Source organism: Taklimakanibacter deserti (assembly GCA_003574785.1).
Genome location: QORU01000001.1, coordinates 534059 through 554747, shown reverse-complemented (window position 1 = coordinate 554747; position 20689 = coordinate 534059). Strand labels below are relative to the sequence as shown.

19 protein-coding genes and 3 tRNA genes are annotated in these 20689 nt (G+C 62.1%); 9 read left to right on the top strand and 13 right to left on the bottom strand.

Going from position 1 to position 20689, the window contains the following annotated elements:
- Positions 1-16: 16 nt before the first annotated feature.
- The 7 genes from DS839_RS02710 to DS839_RS02680 all read left to right on the top strand — a co-directional run bounded on the left by DS839_RS02710 (position 17) and on the right by DS839_RS02680 (position 4955).
- Positions 17-283 carry an antitoxin gene (locus DS839_RS02710; protein ID WP_119268724.1) on the top strand — a complete coding sequence of 89 codons (267 nt, stop codon included), beginning with the start codon at positions 17-19 and terminating at the stop codon, positions 281-283.
- A gap of 12 nt (positions 284-295) precedes the next feature.
- Positions 296-691 (top strand): PIN domain-containing protein, encoded by a 396-nt coding sequence (locus DS839_RS02705; protein WP_368911077.1) that lies wholly within the window; start codon positions 296-298, stop codon positions 689-691.
- A 107-nt stretch (positions 692-798) separates the two neighbouring features.
- Positions 799-1194 (top strand): VOC family protein, encoded by a 396-nt coding sequence (locus tag DS839_RS02700; protein WP_119268722.1) that lies wholly within the window; start codon positions 799-801, stop codon positions 1192-1194.
- A 123-nt stretch (positions 1195-1317) separates the two neighbouring features.
- Positions 1318-2622, top strand: coding sequence for an aspartate aminotransferase family protein (locus tag DS839_RS02695; protein ID WP_119268721.1), 1305 nt, complete (start codon positions 1318-1320; stop codon positions 2620-2622).
- Positions 2623-2633: 11 nt separating this feature from the next.
- Positions 2634-3386, top strand: a complete 753-nt coding sequence (locus DS839_RS02690; RefSeq protein ID WP_119268720.1) for a sulfite exporter TauE/SafE family protein — start codon at positions 2634-2636, stop codon at positions 3384-3386.
- Between the two features lie 39 nt (positions 3387-3425).
- Positions 3426-4154, top strand: a complete 729-nt coding sequence (locus DS839_RS02685) for a helix-turn-helix domain-containing protein (RefSeq protein ID WP_119268719.1) — start codon at positions 3426-3428, stop codon at positions 4152-4154.
- A gap of 75 nt (positions 4155-4229) precedes the next feature.
- A complete protein-coding gene (locus tag DS839_RS02680; RefSeq protein ID WP_119268718.1) occupies positions 4230-4955 on the top strand; it encodes a haloacid dehalogenase type II in 726 nt (241 codons plus the stop codon).
- 12 nt (positions 4956-4967) lie between these two features.
- Here DS839_RS02680 and DS839_RS36855 read toward each other — a convergent pair whose 3' ends face one another.
- Positions 4968-5207: an SDR family oxidoreductase gene (locus DS839_RS36855; RefSeq protein ID WP_368911075.1), complete on the bottom strand. Its 240-nt coding sequence runs from the start codon at positions 5205-5207 to the stop codon at positions 4968-4970.
- A 77-nt stretch (positions 5208-5284) separates the two neighbouring features.
- On the opposite strand from DS839_RS36855, the gene DS839_RS02670 reads away from it, so the two are divergent.
- Positions 5285-6106 carry a class I SAM-dependent methyltransferase gene (locus tag DS839_RS02670; RefSeq protein ID WP_119268717.1) on the top strand — a complete coding sequence of 274 codons (822 nt, stop codon included), beginning with the start codon at positions 5285-5287 and terminating at the stop codon, positions 6104-6106.
- Between the two features lie 140 nt (positions 6107-6246).
- Complete coding sequence (locus DS839_RS02665) at positions 6247-6978, top strand: SDR family oxidoreductase (RefSeq protein ID WP_119268716.1); 732 nt, start codon at positions 6247-6249, stop codon at positions 6976-6978.
- 344 nt (positions 6979-7322) lie between these two features.
- Here the strand turns inward: DS839_RS02665 and rpoC are convergent, their stop codons facing one another.
- The 12 genes from rpoC to DS839_RS02605 all read right to left on the bottom strand — a co-directional run bounded on the left by rpoC (position 7323) and on the right by DS839_RS02605 (position 20624).
- On the bottom strand, positions 7323-11492 hold the full coding sequence (gene rpoC, locus DS839_RS02660; protein ID WP_119268715.1) for a DNA-directed RNA polymerase subunit beta': 4170 nt from the start codon (positions 11490-11492) through the stop codon (positions 7323-7325).
- A gap of 107 nt (positions 11493-11599) precedes the next feature.
- The gene (gene rpoB / locus DS839_RS02655) at positions 11600-15697 is read right to left on the bottom strand and encodes a DNA-directed RNA polymerase subunit beta (protein ID WP_119268714.1); all 4098 of its coding nucleotides are present in this window, start codon (positions 15695-15697) and stop codon (positions 11600-11602) included.
- Positions 15698-15839: 142 nt separating this feature from the next.
- Complete coding sequence (gene rplL / locus DS839_RS02650; RefSeq protein ID WP_119268713.1) at positions 15840-16214, bottom strand: 50S ribosomal protein L7/L12; 375 nt, start codon at positions 16212-16214, stop codon at positions 15840-15842.
- A 52-nt stretch (positions 16215-16266) separates the two neighbouring features.
- Complete coding sequence (gene rplJ, locus DS839_RS02645; RefSeq protein ID WP_119268712.1) at positions 16267-16785, bottom strand: 50S ribosomal protein L10; 519 nt, start codon at positions 16783-16785, stop codon at positions 16267-16269.
- 326 nt (positions 16786-17111) lie between these two features.
- Entirely contained in the window at positions 17112-17807 is a 696-nt protein-coding gene (gene rplA / locus DS839_RS02640) for a 50S ribosomal protein L1 (protein WP_119268711.1), read from the bottom strand.
- Position 17808: 1 nt separating this feature from the next.
- Entirely contained in the window at positions 17809-18243 is a 435-nt protein-coding gene (gene rplK, locus DS839_RS02635) for a 50S ribosomal protein L11 (RefSeq protein ID WP_119268710.1), read from the bottom strand.
- An 82-nt stretch (positions 18244-18325) separates the two neighbouring features.
- Positions 18326-18859 carry a transcription termination/antitermination protein NusG gene (gene nusG, locus DS839_RS02630; RefSeq protein ID WP_119268709.1) on the bottom strand — a complete coding sequence of 178 codons (534 nt, stop codon included), beginning with the start codon at positions 18857-18859 and terminating at the stop codon, positions 18326-18328.
- 4 nt (positions 18860-18863) lie between these two features.
- Positions 18864-19058, bottom strand: a complete 195-nt coding sequence (gene secE / locus DS839_RS02625) for a preprotein translocase subunit SecE (RefSeq protein ID WP_119268708.1) — start codon at positions 19056-19058, stop codon at positions 18864-18866.
- Positions 19059-19080: 22 nt separating this feature from the next.
- Positions 19081-19156, bottom strand: a tRNA-Trp gene (locus DS839_RS02620).
- Between the two features lie 14 nt (positions 19157-19170).
- Positions 19171-20361 (bottom strand): elongation factor Tu, encoded by a 1191-nt coding sequence (gene tuf / locus DS839_RS02615; RefSeq protein ID WP_119268707.1) that lies wholly within the window; start codon positions 20359-20361, stop codon positions 19171-19173.
- A 39-nt stretch (positions 20362-20400) separates the two neighbouring features.
- Positions 20401-20474 (bottom strand) — tRNA-Gly (locus DS839_RS02610).
- 65 nt (positions 20475-20539) lie between these two features.
- Positions 20540-20624 (bottom strand) — tRNA-Tyr (locus tag DS839_RS02605).
- Positions 20625-20689 lie beyond the last annotated feature (65 nt).

Genomic DNA, 20689 nt, shown 5'->3' with positions numbered 1-20689 from the left:
TGGAGGAGATTTTCAGATGACGGAAATCAGAACAGCCAAGCTCTTCAAGAACGGCGCCAGCCAAGCGGTCAGGCTGCCGGCCGATTATCGCTTCGAAGGTGACGAGGTCTATATCAGCCGTGATGAGCGCACCGGGGATGTCATTCTTTCGGCGCGCCCCGGCGCTCATGCTTGGGCCGATTTCTTTGAACTGATGAAGACTATTGATGTTCCGGAAGATTTCATGGCCGAACGCCCGATGAACACCCTGCCTGTCGAGCGCAATGTCCTCGCCGAAGACTGAACCATGCTTCACATGCTCGACACCGATATGGCGAGCTACGTCATCAAGGGACGTTCGCTCGCGATCATCGAAAAGCTCACTGCGTTACCGCCAACCGACATTTGCATCTCTGTCATCACCCGTGCGGAGCTGCTCTACGGCCTGAAGCGGCTCGAATCCGGCCACAGGCTGCAAGTTGGCGTACATCGGTTTCTGCAAATGATTCGAGTGTTTTCTTGGGGATCTGACGCTGCCGATAATTACGCCGATATCCGCCACCGGCTGATCTCCAGCGGTCAGCCGATCGGCGAGCTGGATATGATGATAGCGGCTCATTCCCTGGCGGCGGGAGCTGTCCTCGTCACGAACAACAGCCGCCACTATGAGCGGCTAAAGCCCCCATTGGCGATCGTCAACTGGGCGAAATGAGTAGGCAGAACGGGTAAATTGCCCCGATCGTGCCACATCTTCGCCCATTCCCCCCGCCATGATCACTTCCGGACGGCGGAACCAGACCTTCGAGAGGGAGATTATCGATGATGCTGGCGCAGCCCGCCTGGTGGCATGAACTCAATACCTGGGAACCCGAAGTCGCACTCGCCTTCTATGGTCGCACCCTAGGGTGGAAATTCGATTCGACGACGCTTCCCGATGGCGGCAGCTATTGGATCGCCCGCAAGGATAACAAGCCTGTAGGCGGCATTTTCGAGCTCACCTCCCCCCAATTCTCCGACATTCCGTCTCACTGGATGACCTATCTGACGGTGGCCGACATCGAAAAAGCCGAAGAGGATACGGTCCGCGAAGGCGGCGAGGTCATGCGCGCCTCGGCCCTCGTTCCGGGTGTCGGCAAGCTTGCGGTCGTGACCGATTCAGCGGGGGCCCTCATTGGCCTGATCGAGCCCGAAGCTGCGATCGTGGCGGCCAATTGACACAATTTCTTACGTAAAGGCAACATAACACGGGGCCGTATGGCCCCGTTTTCATTTCACGCTGGCCCTAGAATCCTTACGCAAATCGGCAAAGACTGCCTCTCCAAGATCCGGGAGGTCTCCATGGCAGAACTCGCTACCGATTGGTCGGGCGATGCAATCATCGCCCGCCGGGACAAATATTACGCCGCTTCGCAGCGCGCCTTCGTCCCCTATAAGACGCCGCTCATCTTCGCGCGTGGCGAGCGCCAGTATCTCTGGGACGAGAAGGGCAGGAAATATCTCGACCTCCTCGGCATGAATGTCTGCATTTCGGTCGGCCATGCCCACCCTACCGTGACTCGGGCCGTCGAGGAGCAGATTCGGGCACTCCAGCATTGTACGACGATGTTCTATCACCCCGTGCCGGCCCATTTCGCCGAGGAACTGGCGGGACGCATGCCCAAGGGCCAGGACTGGGTGGTGCATTTCACCAATAGCGGCACCGAGGCCATCGATCTCGCTCTCATCATGGCCCAGACCTTTACCGGCAATATCGACATGCTGGCGCTGCGCAACGCCTATCACGGCGCCACGATCGGCGCCCAGTCGCTGACCGGCATCTCGGGCTTCCGCCATTCGATCCCCCTCCTCGGCGGCATCCACCACATCGCCAATCCCGATCCTTATCGCGGCATCTTCGACGACGACACAGAGGCCTATCTCGCCGAGATCGACCGCACCATCCAATTTGCGACGCCGGGCAAGCTCGCCGGCATCATCGTCGAGCCCATCCAGGGCTATGGCGGCATCGTCGAATTGCCGGAAGGCTATCTCAAGGCGGCCGTGCGCAAGGTGCGCGATGCCGGCGGCGTGTGCATCATCGATGAGGTGCAGTCGGGCTTCGGGCGCACCGGCGACAATTTCTGGGCCTTCGAGCATCACGGCGTCCTCCCCGAGATCGTCGTCATGGCCAAGGGCATCGGCAATGGCTTCCCGCTCGCCGCGGTGGTGGCGCGCCGGGATGTCGCCGAGAGCCTGGCCAAAAAATTCTTCTTCAACACCTATGGCGCAAGTCCCATGGCCTGTGCCGCGGGCCGTGCCGTGCTCCAAGTCATCGACGAGGAGAAGCTGCAGCAGAATTCCAGGACGGTGGGCGCCGAGCTCAAATCGGTGCTCCACCGTCTGCACCAGAAATATGAGATCATCGGCGATGTTCGCGGCCATGGCCTGATGCTGGCGATCGAGCTCGTCACCGACCGCAAGAGCAAGACGCCGGCGACCAAGGAGACGGCCGAGATCTTCGAGAAGACTCGCGAGAACGGCATCGTGGTGTCGAAGTCGGGCGCCAACCGCAACATCCTGCGCATGGTGCCGCCGATGTGCGTGACGAAGGAAGACGTCGCCTTGGTCGAGGACGCGCTCGACCGCTGTTTCGCCGGCTACTGAACCCGTCCCCCATGTCACCACTCGTCCTCGGCCTGGGGTCATTCTTTGTCTTCCTGGCCGCCATCGTGCGCGGCTATTTGGGCTTCGGCTTCTCCCTCCTGGTGATCACCGCGCTGTCCCTGTTGATGGCGCCCGCGACCTTCATCCCGGCGATCTTCATGCTTGAAATCGCGGCGAGCCTGCATCTCCTCCCCGGAATCTGGAAGGACATCCACTGGCGCTCGCTGGCGCCTTTGATCATCGGCTGCGCCATCGGTACGCCGCTCGGCGTCTGGCTTCTTGCCAACATGCCGGCACCCCCGATGCAAGTGGCGCTCGCTCTCTTCGTTCTGACCGCCGTCTGGTTCCTGTTCCGGGGATTTGCGCTCAAGACGATGCCGGGCACCGCCGCTTCGGGCACGGTCGGCGCGGCATCAGGTCTCGCCAATGGCGCCTTCGGCATTGGCGGCCCGCCGGCGATCCTGTTCTATTTCGCCTCGCCCGCCGGGCATGATGCCGGCCGCGCCTCGCTCATCGCCTATTTCCTGATGACCGATCTGATCGGCCTCGCCTTCTTGAGCCAAGAGGCCCTGATCACCTGGGACACGGTCTATCTGGCGCTGCTCTTCCTGCCGGCCCTCATCATCGGCAACTGGATGGGCGCCCGCAGCTTCAAATCGGCCGATCCCGCCAGCTTCCGCAAATGGGTGCTCATCCTCCTTGCCGTGCTGGCAGTCCTCTCCGCCGCCAAAGGCATCGCCGCTTATTGGAACGCGGCTGTTTGAGCTAAATACCACCCAAGTCGGTAAAGACAGGGAAGCCACATGTCAGCCCAGCTCGAGATCAGGCAGTATGCCGGCGGCGACCGGCATCGCCACGACTATTGCCAGTTCCTGGTGCCGCTCAAAGGTTCGATGCGCATCGACATCGAAGGCCGGTCGGGCGTCGTATCGAGCCATTGCCTTGCCGTCATCCCACAAGAGAGCGTGCATGACTTCATGCCGAGCGCCGATTGCAACATGTTCGTGCTCGACGTCGAGGCAGCGACGCTCGCCCAGGGCGCGTTGCCCACCGTTCTCAAGGGCGAGGGCCCCATCGTCACGCGCCTGGAGCCCTGGCTGTGGCGTCTGTTCCGCCAGCTCGGCGCCGAGGTCGAGGCCGATGCGCGGCGGGCCGATGATGTCGCGCGCCTGGCGCTTACCAGCCTGCAGCTCGTCAAGCCCACTTCCGCTCCGCCCGCCGACAAACGCATTCTCGCCGTTGCCCAAGGGCAAGAGGAGACCGGCGTGGCGGAGATGGCGCGCGCCGCCGGCCTGGGTCAAAGCCAGTTCCACGCCTTGTTCCGCGCGACGACCGGGCAATCGCCGAAGCAATATCGGCTGAGCAAGCTGCTCGACCGCGCCGTCGACCGGCTTGTCACCACAGCCGATCCCATCGCCGAGATCGCCTATGGTCTGGGCTACCAGAATGTCTCCTCCTTCAACCGGCTGTTCCGGCAGCGCTTCGGCGTGACGCCGTCCGAGTTTCGCACCGGCCGTCGCAGCTTAAGCTAAGCCCGCCGGAGCTTCGGCTCATCACAGACGGCGGGACTTGCGCTACTCTGCCGTCTTCATGAGGAGGATCGCGAAATGAAGCTGAGCGATTTCAAGGCGCTGACATTCGACTGCTATGGAACGCTGATCGACTGGGAGACTGGATTGTGGAACGCACTGCAGCCGCTCCTGACCGCCGGCCGGCTGGATATTGGCCGCGAGGAAGCACTCGACATCTTCGGCCGCCTGGAGACCGAACAAGAGCTGGAAACCCCGTCGCTGCGCTATTCGACCTTGCTCGCGGTGATCCATTCGCGCATGGCGAAGTCATGGGGCGTCCACACGCATGCCGACCTGCATGACCGCTTTGGCGATTCGATCCCTGACTGGCCGGCCTTCCCCGATTCCGTGGAGGCGCTCGCCTATCTCAAGCGCCACTTCAAGCTCGTCATCCTGTCGAATGTCGACCGCAAGAGCTTCGCCACCAGCAACAAGAAGCTCGGCGTGACCTTCGATGCCGTCTACACCGCCGAGGATGTCGGCTCCTACAAGCCGGACCCGCGCAATTTTGCCTACCTGATCGATCATGTCGAAGCCGACCTCGACATCCGCAAAGCCGAGATCCTACACACCGCCCAGAGCCTGCATCATGACCATGTCCCGGCCGAGAAGGCCGGCCTCGCCCGCGCCTGGATCGACCGGCGCTATGGCAAGCAGGGCAGCGGCGCCACCGCGAAGGTGGCAAAGCCGCCCACGGTCGATTTCCATTTCAAGAGCCTGGCTGAACTGGCTGAGGCGCATCGCAAGGAGAAAGGCGCCTGATCGGCGTAACATCTACGCCGCCGTGCTGCCGCCATCGACGGACATCATAGCGCCGGTCATGAACGACGAGTCGTCGGAGGCGAGGAACAGCACCGCGTTGGCGATCTCGTCGGGATGCTTCAGGCCCTGCTCCTGAGCGAGCCCGCGGTAGCGGTGGGCAATGCCGGCGGCGGTCATGGGCGTATCGATTTCGCCGCCGGATCGTAGAGCACGCTTGGGTGAAAGCCGTAGCGCATGACGAGTGGATCCCATCGCTTCGCGAGTGCGTGTGGCAAGAGTCCGTGCCAAGATAGGATGGGGAGCACTATCCTGTGGGGAAGGCGGCAGCCATGACGAATCCTGACTACGTACTCGGGCATTCAGCGTTCGAGCTGGAACGCTTAGCTCGCCAGGAACGCCTTATAGGTCCGACAACGCGCGACTACTTCCACCACGCTAACATCTTGCCGGGCATGCGCGTGCTCGACGTCGGCAGCGGGACGGGCGTTGTTGCCTTCCTCGCTGCCGAACTGGTGGGACCGTCCGGGGAAGTAGTCGGAACCGATTTAGCGCCGACGGCCGTGGCGACAGCAAACGAGGCTGCTGCTGCGCGTGGTCTTGCGCAAGTGGTGTTTCGCCAGGGCGATCCCGCGGATATGGAGTTCGAACGCCCATTCGATGCGATCGTGGGCCGCTATGTCTTGTGGTGCCAGGCCGATCCCGATGCCATGCTGCGCAAGCTCGCCAGGCATCTGCGTCCGGGCGGCGTGATTGTGTTTCACGAGATGGATTGGAGTTTCGTGCGCTCGGTTCCCGCCGCGCCCACCTATGATCGCTGCTGCCGCTGGATCAGCGACACCTTCGACCGCGCCGGCACGAACATAGACATGAGCGCTCGATTGCACCGTGCCTTCGTCGACGCCGGCCTGCCCCCGCCGACGATGCGCATGCAGGCCGTTATCGGCGACGCCGTGAGCGCTGCCGAATGGTTGCGCGCAATGGCCGACCTTGCCCTCGTTATGGCGCCGACAATGGAGAAACAGGGCGTGGCGACTGCCGCCGAGATCGGCATCGATACGCTCGCCGATCGTCTGGTCCAGGAGGTCGCGATCGGCGGCGGCATCGTTGTTGGCCGCTCGGAAATTGGCGCGTGGGTGCGGATCCAGCCATAACCCAGTAGGCTACGGCAAATCGAAACTACGCTCGTCGAGACGATCGCACGGCCAGCCGTGGCATTGACTGGCACGCGGGAATGGGCGAGCGTTCAGCACGTTCGTGAACGGCGAGAGCCGCAGAAGCAAGGGGCTCGGACATGCAAGGCCCGCTCCGGGATAAGAATGCCCTGGTTACTGGCGGATCTCGCGGCATCGGCCGCGCGGTCGCGATCGGGCTGGCCACTCATGGCGCAAAGGTCGCGATCGGTTATGTCAGAAACGCCTCGCGTGCCGAGGAGGTCGTGCGAACGATTGCCGCCGCGAAGGGAAAGGCCGTGGCGATCAAAGCGGATCTGTCGCGGCCGGCGGAAGTGGCGCGCCTGTTCGACGAGGCCCAGGAAACGGTCGGCATCCTGGACATTGTGGTGGCCAATGCCGCGGACATCATCGTCAAGCCGCTCATGGACTGCAGCGAAGAGGACTATGACCGGATCTTCGACACCAACGCGAAGGGCGTGTTCTTCACGCTGAAGGAAGCGGCAAGGCGGCTGAGAGACGGCGGGCGCATCATCGTCACTTCGACGGGTGGAACCAGGATGTTCTTCCCCGATCAGTCGCTGTATCTCGGCAGCAAAGGTGCCGTGGAGCAGTTCGTGCGTTGCCTGTCATGGGAGCTGGGCAAACGGAACATCACGGTGAACATCATCTCCCCCGGCCCGACGGAGACGGATATGATGCAGGACCGCTATCGCGAGAAAGCAGCCGCCATATCGCCATTCAATCGTATCGGCGATCCATCGGATATTGCCGATGTGGCCGTGTTCCTGGCAAGCGAGGCCGGGCGCTGGATCACCGGACAGAATATCGGAGCCGGCGGTGGAGCGTTTTAGCGAAGCCCGCTGGAAATTCTTTGCTTGCAATCGTGGGCCAAGCCGTGGGATTTGGGAAATGTCACGATGGGAAGGTGCACGCCGAGGGTCGTCCCGGGACACACGATGAACCACTGAAGTTCCCGGCCAAATTCCCTGCTCCGTGATGCAAAATTCCCTGATCGGTTTTCCAACTCATTGATATTGCTGGGATCGGAATCCTTTTCGAAAAAATTCCCTGATAATCCCTGATAATCCCTGTTCTTTGCTGCACTGCACCCTGGGGCGAGAACGGACTCAGGCTCTTCAAATAAAAAACCCGGCGGATCGCTCCGCCGGGCTTTTGATTTCGTATCGCGCGCCGCTTATTCGGCGGCGGGCAGGACCTCGTTGCCCTTGGCCTGCTCCTCGAGGATGAGCGTGTCGCGCCGGTCGGCCACCTGCTTGAAGCGCGACAGCATCCCGCCGGTGCCGGCCGGGATGAGGCGGCCCACGATGACGTTCTCCTTGAGGCCTTCGAGCGTGTCGACCTTGCCGACGACCGAGGCTTCGGTCAGCACGCGGGTCGTCTCCTGGAACGACGCCGCCGAGATGAACGAGCGGGTCTGCAGCGACGCCTTGGTGATGCCGAGCAGCACCGGGACGCCGGAGGCGGGCTTGCGCCCTTCGGCGATCAGCTTGTCGTTGATGTCGTCGAGCTCGACCTGGTCGAGTTGCTCGCCCGGCAGCAGCGTCGATTCACCCGTGGCGGTGATCTCGACCTTCTGCAGCATCTGGCGGACGATCACCTCGATGTGCTTGTCGTTGATGCTCACACCCTGCAGCCGGTAGACTTCCTGGATCTCGTTGACGAGGTAGGAGGCGAGTTCCTCCACGCCCTTGATCGCCAGGATGTCGTGCGGTGCGGGATTGCCGTCGAGGATGTATTCGCCCTTCTCGATGAAGTCGCCTTCCTGCACCGGCAGATGCTTGCCCTTGGGGATCAGATACTCGACCGGCTCGACCGAGTCGTCCTGCGGGACGATGCGGATGCGCCGCTTGTTCTTGTAGTCGCGCCCGAATTCGACGCGGCCCGAGATTTCGGCGATGATCGCATGGTCCTTGGGCTTGCGCGCCTCGAACAGCTCCGCGACACGCGGCAGACCGCCGGTGATGTCGCGGGTCTTGGCGCTTTCGAGCGGGATGCGCGCGAGCACGTCGCCGGCCTTCATCTTGGCGCCCGGATCGACCGACAGAATGGCATCGACCGAGAGCAGATAGCGGGCTTCGCCGCCGCGGGCGAGCTTCGCCACCTTGCCGTCGGCGTCCTTGATCACGATGGCAGGCTTCAGCGAGGAGCCCCGCTGATTGCTGCGCCAGTCGATGATCACGCGGTTGGTGATGCCGGTCGCCTCGTCGGCGATTTCGTTCACCGACACGCCCTCGACGACGTCCTCGAACTCGACCGTGCCGTCGGCCTCGGTCATGATCGGACGCGTATAGGGATCCCACTCGGCGAGCTTGGTGCCGCGCTTGACCTGATCGCCCTCATCGACGAACAGCCGCGTGCCATAGGTCACCTTGTGGACGGCGCGCTCGTTGCCCTTGGCGTCTTCGATGACGATGGCGACGTTGCGGCCCATGACGATGAGCTTGCCAGACGAGTCCCTGACCACGTTCTTGTTGCGGAACCTGATCTTGCCCTCGTGGTTCGACTCGACGAAGGACTGGTCGAGCACCTGCGCCGTGCCGCCGATATGGAAGGTGCGCATGGTGAGCTGGGTGCCCGGCTCGCCGATCGACTGGGCGGCGATGACGCCGACCGCTTCACCCATATTGACGGGCGTACCGCGGGCGAGATCGCGCCCATAGCACTTGGCGCACACGCCGAACTTGGTCTCGCACGTCAAGACCGAGCGGATGCGGGCTTCCTGGATGCCGGCCTTCTCGATCTGCTCGACATGGGCTTCGAGGATCTCCTCGCCCGCCGGGACGATGACATCGCCCGACGCCGGATCCTTGATGTCGTCCGCCGCGGTGCGGCCGAGAATACGCAGGCCGAGCGAGGCGATGACTTCACCCGCATCGATGATCGGTCGCGCGGTGATCGCGGACTTGGTGCCGCAATCTTCCGTCGTGATGATGCAGTCCTGCGCCACGTCGACGAGGCGGCGGGTCAGATAGCCGGAATTGGCCGTCTTGAGCGCCGTGTCGGCGAGGCCCTTGCGGGCGCCGTGAGTCGAGTTGAAGTACTCGAGAACGGTGAGGCCTTCCTTGAAGTTGGAGATGATCGGCGTTTCGATGATCTCGCCCGACGGCTTCGCCATCAGGCCGCGCATGCCGGCGAGCTGCTTCATCTGCGCCGGCGAGCCGCGCGCACCCGAATGGCTCATCATGTAGATGGAGTTGATCGGCTTCTCGCGGCCCGACTCCTTGTCCACCTGCACGGAGGAGATCTGCTTCATCATCTCGTCGGCGACGCGATCGGTGCACTTGGCCCAGGCATCGACGACCTTGTTGTACTTCTCACCCTGGGTGATGAGACCGTCGATATACTGCTGCTCGTATTCGGTCGCGAGCTCGCGCGTCTCGTTGACGAACTTCTCCTTCGTGCCGGGGATGACCATGTCGTCCTTGCCGAAGGAAATACCCGCCTTGTAGGCGTTGTAGAAGCCGAGGCCCATGACGCGGTCGCAGAAGATGACCGTTTCCTTCTGACCGCAATGGCGATAGACGGCATCGATCATGCGCGAGATGTCGCGCTTGGTCATCAGCCGGTTGCACAGGTCGTAGCTGACGCCCTTGTTCTTGGGCAGGAGCTCGCCGATCTTCATGCGGCCGGGCGTGGTCTCGACGATGCGTGTCCTGATCTCGCCGTCGGCGTTCATTTCCTTGACGCGACCCTTGATCTTGGTGTGCAGCGTGATGACGCCTTCCGACAGGGCATGATCGATCTCGGCGATCGAGCCGAAGGCCTTGCCCTCGCCCGGCTCGTTCTGGCGCATGATCGACAGATAGTAGAGGCCGAGAACGATGTCCTGCGACGGCACGATGATCGGCTGACCATTGGCCGGATGCAGGATGTTGTTGGTCGACATCATGAGCACGCGCGCTTCGAGCTGGGCTTCCAGCGACAAGGGCACGTGCACGGCCATCTGGTCGCCGTCGAAGTCGGCGTTGAAGGCGGCGCAGACCAGGGGATGGAGCTGGATCGCCTTGCCCTCGATCAGCACCGGCTCGAAGGCCTGGATGCCGAGACGGTGGAGCGTCGGCGCGCGGTTCAAGAGCACCGGATGCTCGCGGATGACCTCATCGAGGATATCCCAGACTTCCGGCTTCTCCTTCTCGACCAGCTTCTTCGCCTGCTTGACGGTGGCCGAGAGGCCCTTGGCGTCGAGGCGCGAATAGATGAACGGCTTGAACAGCTCGAGCGCCATCTTCTTCGGCAGGCCGCACTGATGCAGCTTGAGCTCGGGGCCGACCACGATGACCGAGCGGCCCGAATAGTCGACGCGCTTGCCGAGCAGGTTCTGGCGGAAGCGGCCCTGCTTGCCCTTCAGCATGTCGGCGAGCGACTTCAGCGGGCGCTTGTTGGCGCCGGTGATGACGCGGCCGCGCCGGCCGTTGTCGAACAAGGCGTCGACCGCTTCCTGCAGCATGCGCTTCTCGTTGCGCACGATGATGTCGGGCGCCCTGAGCTCGATCAGCCGCTTCAGGCGGTTGTTGCGGTTGATGACGCGGCGATAGAGGTCGTTCAGGTCGGAGGTCGCGAAGCGGCCGCCGTCGAGCGGCACGAGCGGGCGCAGTTCCGGCGGGATGACCGGCACGACGGTCAGGATCATCCATTCCGGACGGTTGCCGGATTCGATGAAGGACTCGACGATCTTGAGGCGCTTGGCGAGCTTCTTGGGCTTGAGGTCGCCGGTCGCGACCTTGAGCTCCTCGCGCAGCTCATCGCGCAACTTCTCGAGATTGATCGACATCAGCATCTCGCGCACCGCTTCGGCGCCGATGCCGGCGGTGAACGAATCCTCGCCGTAATCCTCCTGGGCCTTGAGATATTCGCTCTCGGTCAGGAGGCTGTAAGGCTTGAGCGGCGTGAGGCCGGGCTCGAGCACGATATACTGCTCGAAATAGAGCACGCGCTCGATGTCCTTGAGCATCATATCGAGCAGGAGGCCGATGCGCGAGGGCAGCGACTTCAGGAACCAGATATGGGCGACGGGTGCGGCGAGCTCGATATGGCCCATGCGCTCGCGCCGGACCTTCGACAGCGTCACCTCGACGCCGCACTTTTCGCAGATGATGCCCTTGTACTTCATCCGCTTGTACTTGCCGCACAAGCACTCATAATCCTTGATCGGGCCGAAGATGCGGGCACAGAACAGCCCGTCCCGCTCCGGCTTGAAGGTGCGGTAGTTGATGGTTTCCGGCTTCTTGATCTCGCCGAAAGACCAGGACAGGATTTTTTCGGGCGATGCGATCGAGATGCGGATCTGATCGAATGTCTGCGGCGGTGAAGCCGGGTTGAAGATGTTCATGACCTCTTGGTTCATGGACACTGTTCTCCTTTTCGCGGGCTTGCCTCCCCGCCGAGGGTGATTGTCTGAACGCGACGAAACTTGAAGGGTGGCAGGGCGGCGTGACCGCCCTGCCCCATTGATTACGTTTGCTGCTGCGAGTTCTGCAGCTCCACATTGAGGCTCAGCGAGCGCATTTCCTTGACCAGCACGTTGAAGCTCTCCGGAATGCCGGCTTCGAACGCGTCATCGCCGCGCACGATCGCCTCATAGACCTTGGTGCGGCCCGCCACGTCGTCCGACTTGACGGTGAGCATTTCCTGCAAGGTATAGGCGGCGCCATAGGCTTCGAGCGCCCACACTTCCATTTCGCCGAAGCGCTGGCCGCCGAACTGCGCCTTGCCGCCCAGAGGCTGCTGGGTGACGAGGCTGTAGGGGCCGATGGAGCGGGCATGGATCTTGTCGTCGACAAGGTGATGCAGCTTGAGCATGTAGATATAGCCCACCGTCACCTGGCGATCGAACGGCTCGCCGGTCCTGCCGTCGAACAGCCTGACCTGTCCGGATGTGGACAGACCCGCTTCCTTCAGCAGATGCGCGATATCTTCCTCGCGCGCACCGTCGAACACCGGGGTGGCGATCGGCACACCCGTGGTCAGGTTGCCGGCGAGCTCGATCACCTGATCGTCGTCGAGCCCATCGATCTCCTCGTTTTTGCCGTAGATCTCGTGGAGATGATCGCGCACCGGCTTGGCCTTGCCCGATTCGCGATAGACTTCGAGCATCCGGCCGATCTGCCGGCCGAGACCGGCGCAGGCCCAGCCCAAATGCGTCTCGAGGATCTGGCCGACATTCATGCGGCTCGGCACACCCAAGGGATTGAGCACGATGTCGACATGCGTGCCGTCCTCGAGGAACGGCATGTCCTCGATCGGGACGATCTTCGACACCACGCCCTTGTTGCCGTGCCGGCCGGCCATCTTGTCGCCCGGCTGGATCTTGCGCTTCACCGCGACGAAGACCTTGACCATCTTCATCACGCCGGGCGGCAGCTCATCGCCGCGCTGCAGCTTCTCGACCTTGTCGAGGAAGCGGTTTTCCAGGCGCTTCTTCGACTCTTCGTATTGCTGCTTCATCGCCTCGAGCTCGGCGATCGACTTCTCGTTCGACAGCGCGATGTTCCACCACTGTGAGCGCGGAATATCCTCGAGGTTCTTCGGCGTAATCTTGCCTTCGAGCTTGTGACCCTTGGGCCCGCCGGTCGCCGGCTTGTTGACCAGGAAGTCGTGCACGCGGCCATAGGAGTTGCGGTCGAGGATCGCGAGCTCGTCATCGCGGTCCTTGGCGAGACGCTCGATCTCCTCGCGCTCGATGGCGAGCGCGCGCTCGTCCTTGTCGACGCCGTGGCGGTTGAAGACGCGCACTTCGACGACGGTGCCGGAAACGCCCGGCGGCAGCTTGAGCGAGGTGTCGCGGACATCGGACGCCTTCTCGCCGAAGATAGCGCGTAGCAACTTCTCCTCGGGCGTCATCGGGCTTTCGCCCTTGGGCGTGATCTTGCCGACCAGGATGTCGCCCGGCTTCACTTCCGCGCCGATATAGACGATGCCGGCTTCGTCGAGATTCTTCAGCGCTTCCTCGCCGACATTCGGGATGTCGCGCGTGATCTCTTCGGGGCCGAGCTTCGTGTCGCGCGCCATCACGTCGAATTCCTCGATGTGGATGGAGGTGAACACGTCGTCCTTCACGATGCGCTCGGAGAGCAGGATCGAGTCTTCGAAGTTGTAGCCGTTCCATGGCATGAACGCGACCAGCACGTTCTGGCCGAGCGCCAGGTCGCCAAGATCGGTCGAGGGACCGTCGGCGATGATGTCGCCCGCCTTCACCTGGTCGCCCACACGCACCAGCGGACGCTGGTTGATGCAGGTGTTCTGGTTCGAGCGCTGGAACTTCGCCAAGGTGTAGATGTCGACGCCCGACTTGGTCGGATCGGTCTCTTCCGTGGCGCGGATGACGATGCGCTTGGCGTCGACCTGGTCGACGACGCCAGTGCGGCGCGCCGTGATGGCGGCACCCGAGTCGCGCGCGACCACTGCTTCCATGCCGGTGCCGACGAGCGGCGCGTTGGTGCGCACCAGCGGCACCGCCTGGCGCTGCATGTTCGAGCCCATCAGCGCGCGGTTGGCGTCGTCATTCTCGAGGAACGGAATGAGCGCGGCCGCGACCGAGACGAGCTGCTTCGGCGACACGTCGACGAAGTCGACCTTCTCGCGCGGCACGGTGAGGACGTCGCCGTGATGGCGCGCCACCACCAGCTCTTCCTCGAACGTGCCGTCCTTGGTGAGCGGCACGTTGGCCTGGGCGATGTGGTGCTTGCCCTCCTCGATGGCCGAGAGATAGATCACCTCGTCGGTCACCTTGCCGTTCGTCACCTTGCGATAGGGCGTCTCGATGAAGCCGTATTTGTTCACCCGCGCATAGGTCGCGAGCGAATTGATGAGGCCGATATTCGGGCCTTCCGGCGTCTCGATCGGGCAGATGCGGCCGTAATGGGTCGGATGCACGTCGCGCACTTCGAAGCCGGCGCGCTCGCGGGTGAGGCCGCCCGGGCCAAGTGCCGAGAGGCGGCGCTTGTGGGTGATCTCGGAGAGCGGGTTGGTCTGGTCCATGAACTGCGACAGCTGCGAGGAGCCGAAGAATTCCCGCACCGCCGAAGCCGCGGGCTTGGCGTTGATCAGGTCATGCGGCATGACGGTGTCGATATCGACAGACGACATGCGCTCCTTGATGGCGCGCTCCATGCGCACCAGGCCGAGCCTATACTGGTTCTCCATGAGCTCGCCGACCGAGCGCACCCGGCGGTTGCCGAGATGGTCGATATCGTCGACATCGCCCTTGCCGTCGCGCAGCTCGTGCAGCGTCTTGATGACCGCGAGGATGTCCTCCCGGCGCAGCACCCTGACCGTGTCGGCGGCGTCGAGCTCGAGGCGCATGTTCATCTTCACCCGGCCGACGGCCGAGAGGTCGTAGCGCTCGGGATCGAAGAACAGGCCGTTGAACAGCGCTTCGGCCGTTTCGCGCGTCGGCGGCTCGCCGGGGCGCATCACGCGGTAGATCTCGATCAGCGCCTGCTCGTAGCTCTCGACCTTGTCGGCTTTCAGCGTGTTGCGGATATAGGCGCCGGTATTGATGTGATCGATGTCGAGGATGTCGAGCTCGGCATAGCCGGCCTCGGTCAGGCCTTTCAGCAGCTTCTCGGTGATCTCGTCGCCCGCTTCGGCGAAGATCTCACCGGTGCTGTCATCGACCAGTTCCTTGGCGAGATAGAGGCCGTAGAGATCCTCATCGCGCACCAAGAGCTCCTTGACGCCGTCCTCGGCGATCTTGCGCGCAAGGCGCGGGGTGATCTTCTTGCCGGCCTCGACCACGACCTGCTTGGTCTTGGCGTCGATGAGGTCGACCGACGGCTTCTGGCCGCGATAACGCTGCGGGTCGAAGGGCGTGCGCCAGCCGTCCTTGGTCTGGGTATAAGGAACGGTCTTGTAGAAATAGTTGAGAATCTGCTCGCTATCGAGGCCCAGCGCATAGAGCAGCGTGGTGATCGGCAGCTTGCGGCGGCGGTCGATGCGCACATGGATGATGTCCTTGGCGTCGAACTCGAAATCGAGCCAGGAGCCGCGATAGGGGATGATGCGCGCCGCGAAGAGCAGCTTGCCCGAGGAATGGGTCTTGCCCTTGTCGTGGTCGAAGAAGACGCCCGGCGAGCGGTGCATCTGGGAGACGATGACGCGCTCGGTGCCGTTGACGACGAAGGTGCCGTTCGACGTCATGAAGGGCATGTCGCCCATATAGACGTCCTGCTCCTTGATGTCCTTGACCGACTTGGCGCCGGTGTCCTGGTCGACCTCGAACACGATCAGACGCAGCGTCACCTTGAGCGGCGCCGCATAGGTCATGCCGCGCTGCTGGCATTCATCGACGTCGTATTTCGGCGGCTCGAACTCGTAGCGGACGAATTCAAGCATGGCCTGACCGGTGAAGTCGCTGATCGGGAAAACCGATTTGAAAACGGCCTGCAGGCCTTCATTGGCCCGCCCGCCGGCAGGTTCCTTTACCTGAAGGAACTGATCATAGGATTCCTTCTGAACTTCGATGAGATTCGGCATTTCCGCGACTTCCGCGATCTTGCCGAAAAACTTACGAACCCTCTTGCGACTTGCGACAGTCTGCGCTTCAGCCATGTTTCTTCCTTCGTAAGTAAAGCTTTTACAAGCCAATTCAACAGCTTACTTCAAACCCTTCTTTCAGGGTTTCAAGAAAGCTGTTGCCACACACCAGTTTTGGATCACGGGGTCCGCATCACCGGACCCCGTGATATAGTCATTACTTGAGCTCGACGGAAGCCCCCACGGCTTCGAGCTTCTTTTTCATCTCTTCGGCGTCCTTCTTGTTCACGCCTTCCTTGACGGGCTTGGGCGCGCCCTCGACCAGGTCCTTGGCTTCCTTGAGGCCAAGGCCCGTGATCGCACGGACTTCCTTGATGACTTCGATCTTCTTGTCGCCGGTCTTGGCGAGGACGACCGTGAACTCGGTCTTCTCTTCGACCGGAGCGGCGGCAGCGGCGCCACCCACGGCGGCAACCGCCACAGGTGCTGCGGCGGAGACGCCCCACTTCTCTTCCAGGAGCTTCGACAGCTCGGCGGCCTCGAGGACCGTCAAGCTCGACAGCTCGTCAACGATTTTCGACAAATCAGCCATTTTACTTTCTCACTTTCAATCGGTTTGAACCAGGTTTGTTCGAGGCGAGCCGTCAGGCAGCCTTGTCTTTGGTGGCATAGGCGTTGATCACGCGCGCCAACTGGCCGGCAGGCGCCTGGACCACGCCCGCGATGCGGGTGGCCGGCGTCTGGATCATGCCAATGAGCTTTGCCCTCAGCTGGTCGAGCGAGGGCAATTCCGCGAGAGCCTTGACCGCAGCGGCGTCCATGATGGTCTTGCCGAGCGCGCCGCCGAGAATGACGAACTTCTCATTCCCCTTGGCGAATTCGGCCGCGACCTTGGGCGCCGCGACCGGATCGGCGGCATAGGCCACCATCGTCGGACCGGTGAACAGGTCCTTGATCCCGGCTGCGGGCGTGCCATCCAGAGCAAGCTTTGCGAGACGGTTCTTCGCGACCTTCACGGTCGCGCCCGCCTGGGCCATCTTGCCGCGCAGGTCATTGACCTGGTTGACAGTGAGGCCCTTATTGTGGGCCACAACGACAACAGTGGTGGTTTGGAACACCTTGTTGAGCGTTGTGACGAGCTCTTTCTTTTCAGCTCTTTCCACTTGCTCTCTCCTCAGTTGACGCCTCATCCCTCAAGGATGAAGGCGCCGGTGGACCAACCGCCGAAACCTGGCTGCACGCGGCAGATGAGCTTCAGCGGCGCTCATTTGCCTGTCCCCTCCGCCGAAACGGAGGTCTCTAGGTTCAAACCGATCTCCGTTCCCGAGAGGGAACTTTGATCTCTTTGACACCCATCTCATGCGGGCTTTCACGTTTAAGTGGGGAAAATCCCCACGCCTGCAATCTCGGACAGGTTCGCAAGAAATCCGAAGATTTCCTGCTAACCGGCTGAAAAATTTTCGCTTTTCAGCCGGAAACTCGTTTCTCGTCAGACCGTCAGGCTCGCAATATCGAGCTTGAGGCCGGGGCCCATAGTCGAAGAAATGGACACTTTCTTGACAAAGGTGCCTTTGGCGCCTTGCGGCTTCGCCTTGACCACGGCGTCGTAGAAGGCCTTGACGTTGCCGGCGATCTGCTCTTCCGAGAAGCTCGCTTTGCCGACGCCGGCCTGGACGATGCCGGCCTTCTCGACGCGGAACTCGACAGCACCACCCTTGGCCGCCTTGACGGCTGCCGTCACATCCATGGTCACGGTGCCGACCTTGGGGTTCGGCATCATGCCGCGCGGGCCGAGCACCTTACCCAGACGGCCGACGAGGCCCATCATGTCGGGGGTCGCGATGCAACGGTCGAACTCGATCGTGCCCTTGTTGACGGTCTCGAAGAGATCATCGGCACCGACGATGTCGGCTCCTGCCTTCTTCGCTTCCTCGGCCTTGGGGCCCTTGGCGAAGACGGCGACGCGGACTTTGCGGCCCGAACCGTTCGGCAGGTTGCACACGCCGCGGACCATCTGGTCGGCATGGCGCGGATCGACGCCGAGATTCATCGCGACCTCGATCGTCTCGTCGAACTTGGCGATGGCGCGGGACTTCACCAGCTTCACAGCCTCACCCAGGCCATAGAACTTCTCGCGGCTCAGGCCTTCGGTCGTCTTCTTGATGCGCTTGGCTATCTTGGCCATATCAGTCACCCACCACTTCGAGGCCCATCGAGCGGGCGGAACCGGCAATCTCACGCGCGGCAGCATCGAGCTCACGCGCATTCATGCCCTTGATCTTCTTCTCGGCGATCTCACGGCACTGGGCCATGGTCACCCGGCCCGCCGGCGCGCCCTTGCCCGGCTCCTTGGAGCCCGCATTGATCTTCGCCGCCTTCTTCAGGAAATAGGACGCCGGCGGCGCCTTCATCTCGAAGGTGAAGGACTTGTCCTGGTAGGCGGTGATGATCACCGGCACCGGCGAGCCCGGCTCCATACCCTGCGAGGCCGCATTGAAGGCCTTGCAGAATTCCATGATATTGAGGCCGCGCTGACCGAGCGCGGGACCGATCGGCGGGGACGGATTGGCCTGTCCCGCCGGAACTTGCAATTTTACGTATCCGACTACTTTCTTAGCCATTTGCTTTCCCTCGCCTTCCTTTTGGGAAGGCAGTTGAGGTTAGTGGTCCGGCTTTCGAGGCCTCCCACCGTTAACAGGTAGGTCAACGAATCTTCTCGACCTGCCCGTATTCGAGCTCGACCGGCGTCGGCCGGCCGAAAATGGAAACCGCCACTTTGAGCCGTTCCCGCTGCTCGTCCACTTCCTCGACGAGACCGTTGAAGGAAGCGAACGGGCCGTCGGCGACGCGAACCTGCTCGCCGACCTCGAAGCTGATCGATGTCTTCGGCCGCTCGATCCCTTCCTGAACCTGGTTCAGGATGCGGGCGGCCTCGGCATCGGTGATCGGGATCGGCTTGTTGTCCGATCCCAGGAACCCCGTCACCTTCGGGGTATTCTTGATCAGGTGATAGGCCTGATCGGTGAGCTCCATCTTCACCAGCACATAGCCTGGGAAGAAACGGCGCTCGCTCTTGAACTTGCGGCCGCGGCGGATCTCGACCACTTCCTCGGTCGGCACCAGGACCGCCTCGAACAGCTCGCCCAGGCCCTTCGCCACCGACTGTTCCTTGATCGATTCGGCGACTTTCTTTTCGAAATTCGAATAAGCGTGAACGATGTACCAGCGCTTTGTCATCGGCTCACATCCCGAACAGCATCTTCTCGACGCCCCATTTGAGGACGGCATCGACGACCAGGAAGAAGACGGAGGCCAGGACCACCATGATCAGCACCATGACGGTCGTGATCATCGTCTCTTTCCGCGTCGGCCAGGTGATCTTCCTGGCCTCCTGGCGGACTTCCTGAAGGAATTCGAGTGGGTTTGTCTTGGCCATCTGTTCTTTCGCTTTCAGAGACTGGCAGGGGCGGAGGGTCTCGAACCCCCGGCCTGCGGTTTTGGAGACCGCCGCTCTACCAACTGAGCTACACCCCTAATCCTGCCTCCGTTTACTCGACAATCTTGGCGACGACGCCGGCGCCGACGGTTCGGCCGCCTTCGCGGATCGCGAAACGCAGCTTCTCTTCCATCGCAATCGGCGTGATCAGCTCCACATCCATCGTCACATTGTCGCCAGGCATAACCATCTCGGTGCCCTCAGGCAGCGAAACAACCCCGGTCACATCGGTCGTGCGGAAGTAGAACTGCGGACGATAGTTGGTGAAGAACGGCGTATGACGGCCACCCTCCTCCTTCGTCAGAATATAGGCCTCGGCCTTGAACTTCTTGTGCGGCGTGATCGAACCCGGCTTCGCCAGGACCTGCCCACGCTCAACACCCGTGCGGTCGACACCGCGCAACAGCGCGCCGACATTGTCGCCAGCCTCGCCCTGGTCGAGAAGCTTGCGGAACATCTCAACACCCGTAACCGTCGTCTTCGTCGTCGGACGGATGCCGATGATCTCGACTTCCTCGCCGACCTTGACGATGCCGCGCTCGATACGGCCCGTCACAACCGTGCCGCGGCCCGAGATCGAGAACACGTCCTCGATCGGCATCAGGAACGGCTGGTCCTTCGGACGCTCGGGCTGCGGGATATAGCTGTCCACCGCTTCCATCAGCTTCAGGATCGCATCATGGCCAAGCTCGGGGTTCTTGCCCTCGAGCGCCATCAAAGCCGAACCCTTGATGATCGGGATCTCATTGCCCGGGAACTGATACGACGTCAGAAGATCGCGGACTTCCATCTCCACCAGTTCCAGAAGCTCCGGATCGTCCACCATGTCCACCTTGTTCATGAACACCACCAGCGCCGGAACGCCGACCTGGCGGGCCAGCAGGATGTGCTCGCGGGTCTGCGGCATCGGGCCGTCGGCAGCCGAAACCACCAGAATGGCGCCGTCCATCTGGGCGGCACCGGTGATCATGTTCTTCACATAGTCGGCATGGCCAGGGCAGTCGACATGGGCATAGTGCCGGTTCTTCGTCTGGTACTCGACGTGAGCGGTCGAAATGGTGATGCCGCGCGCTTTCTCTTCCGGCGCCTTGTCGATCTGATCATAGGCCGTATAGGTCGCACCACCCGTCTCGGCCAAAACCTTGGTGATCGCCGCCGTCAACGACGTCTTGCCATGATCGACATGACCGATCGTACCGATATTGCAATGCGGCTTGTCGCGGTTGAACTTCTCTTTGGCCATTTCTACAAACCCTGTTCTACGGCTCTGACTTCAACAATTTGGAGCGGGTGAGGGGAATCGAACCCCCGTCATCAGCTTGGAAGGCTGTTGCTCTACCATTGAGCTACACCCGCCCGGGAACTCGAACTCCTCAGACCTCGGCCACTCAGTCGGCGTTCAGGCCCTGCCCCCAAAGCGATGGTGGGGGAAGTAGGACTCGAACCTACGAAGGCGAAGCCAGCGGATTTACAGTCCGCCCCCTTTGCCGCTCGGGACATTCCCCCGAATCACCGTATTGAGCTTGAGCCAAACGCCAACGAGCCCGGGGGTTGCCCGGGCCCTTGAGTGG

Excerpts from the sequence above, each read along its gene's own strand:
- DS839_RS02710 (WP_119268724.1), top strand. The coding sequence starts at position 17 with ATGACGGAAATCAGAACAGCCAAGCTCTTCAAGAACGGCGCCAGCCAA.
- DS839_RS02705 (WP_368911077.1), top strand. The coding sequence starts at position 296 with ATGCTCGACACCGATATGGCGAGCTACGTCATCAAGGGACGTTCGCTC.
- DS839_RS02700 (WP_119268722.1), top strand. The coding sequence starts at position 799 with ATGATGCTGGCGCAGCCCGCCTGGTGGCATGAACTCAATACCTGGGAA.
- DS839_RS02695 (WP_119268721.1), top strand. The coding sequence starts at position 1,318 with ATGGCAGAACTCGCTACCGATTGGTCGGGCGATGCAATCATCGCCCGC.
- DS839_RS02690 (WP_119268720.1), top strand. The coding sequence starts at position 2,634 with ATGTCACCACTCGTCCTCGGCCTGGGGTCATTCTTTGTCTTCCTGGCC.
- DS839_RS02685 (WP_119268719.1), top strand. The coding sequence starts at position 3,426 with ATGTCAGCCCAGCTCGAGATCAGGCAGTATGCCGGCGGCGACCGGCAT.
- DS839_RS02680 (WP_119268718.1), top strand. The coding sequence starts at position 4,230 with ATGAAGCTGAGCGATTTCAAGGCGCTGACATTCGACTGCTATGGAACG.
- DS839_RS36855 (WP_368911075.1), bottom strand. The coding sequence starts at position 5,207 with ATGGGATCCACTCGTCATGCGCTACGGCTTTCACCCAAGCGTGCTCTA.
- DS839_RS02670 (WP_119268717.1), top strand. The coding sequence starts at position 5,285 with ATGACGAATCCTGACTACGTACTCGGGCATTCAGCGTTCGAGCTGGAA.
- DS839_RS02665 (WP_119268716.1), top strand. The coding sequence starts at position 6,247 with ATGCAAGGCCCGCTCCGGGATAAGAATGCCCTGGTTACTGGCGGATCT.
- rpoC (WP_119268715.1), bottom strand. The coding sequence starts at position 11,492 with ATGAACCAAGAGGTCATGAACATCTTCAACCCGGCTTCACCGCCGCAG.
- rpoB (WP_119268714.1), bottom strand. The coding sequence starts at position 15,697 with ATGGCTGAAGCGCAGACTGTCGCAAGTCGCAAGAGGGTTCGTAAGTTT.
- rplL (WP_119268713.1), bottom strand. The coding sequence starts at position 16,214 with ATGGCTGATTTGTCGAAAATCGTTGACGAGCTGTCGAGCTTGACGGTC.
- rplA (WP_119268711.1), bottom strand. The coding sequence starts at position 17,807 with ATGGCCAAGATAGCCAAGCGCATCAAGAAGACGACCGAAGGCCTGAGC.
- rplK (WP_119268710.1), bottom strand. The coding sequence starts at position 18,243 with ATGGCTAAGAAAGTAGTCGGATACGTAAAATTGCAAGTTCCGGCGGGA.
- nusG (WP_119268709.1), bottom strand. The coding sequence starts at position 18,859 with ATGACAAAGCGCTGGTACATCGTTCACGCTTATTCGAATTTCGAAAAG.
- secE (WP_119268708.1), bottom strand. The coding sequence starts at position 19,058 with ATGGCCAAGACAAACCCACTCGAATTCCTTCAGGAAGTCCGCCAGGAG.
- tuf (WP_119268707.1), bottom strand. The coding sequence starts at position 20,361 with ATGGCCAAAGAGAAGTTCAACCGCGACAAGCCGCATTGCAATATCGGT.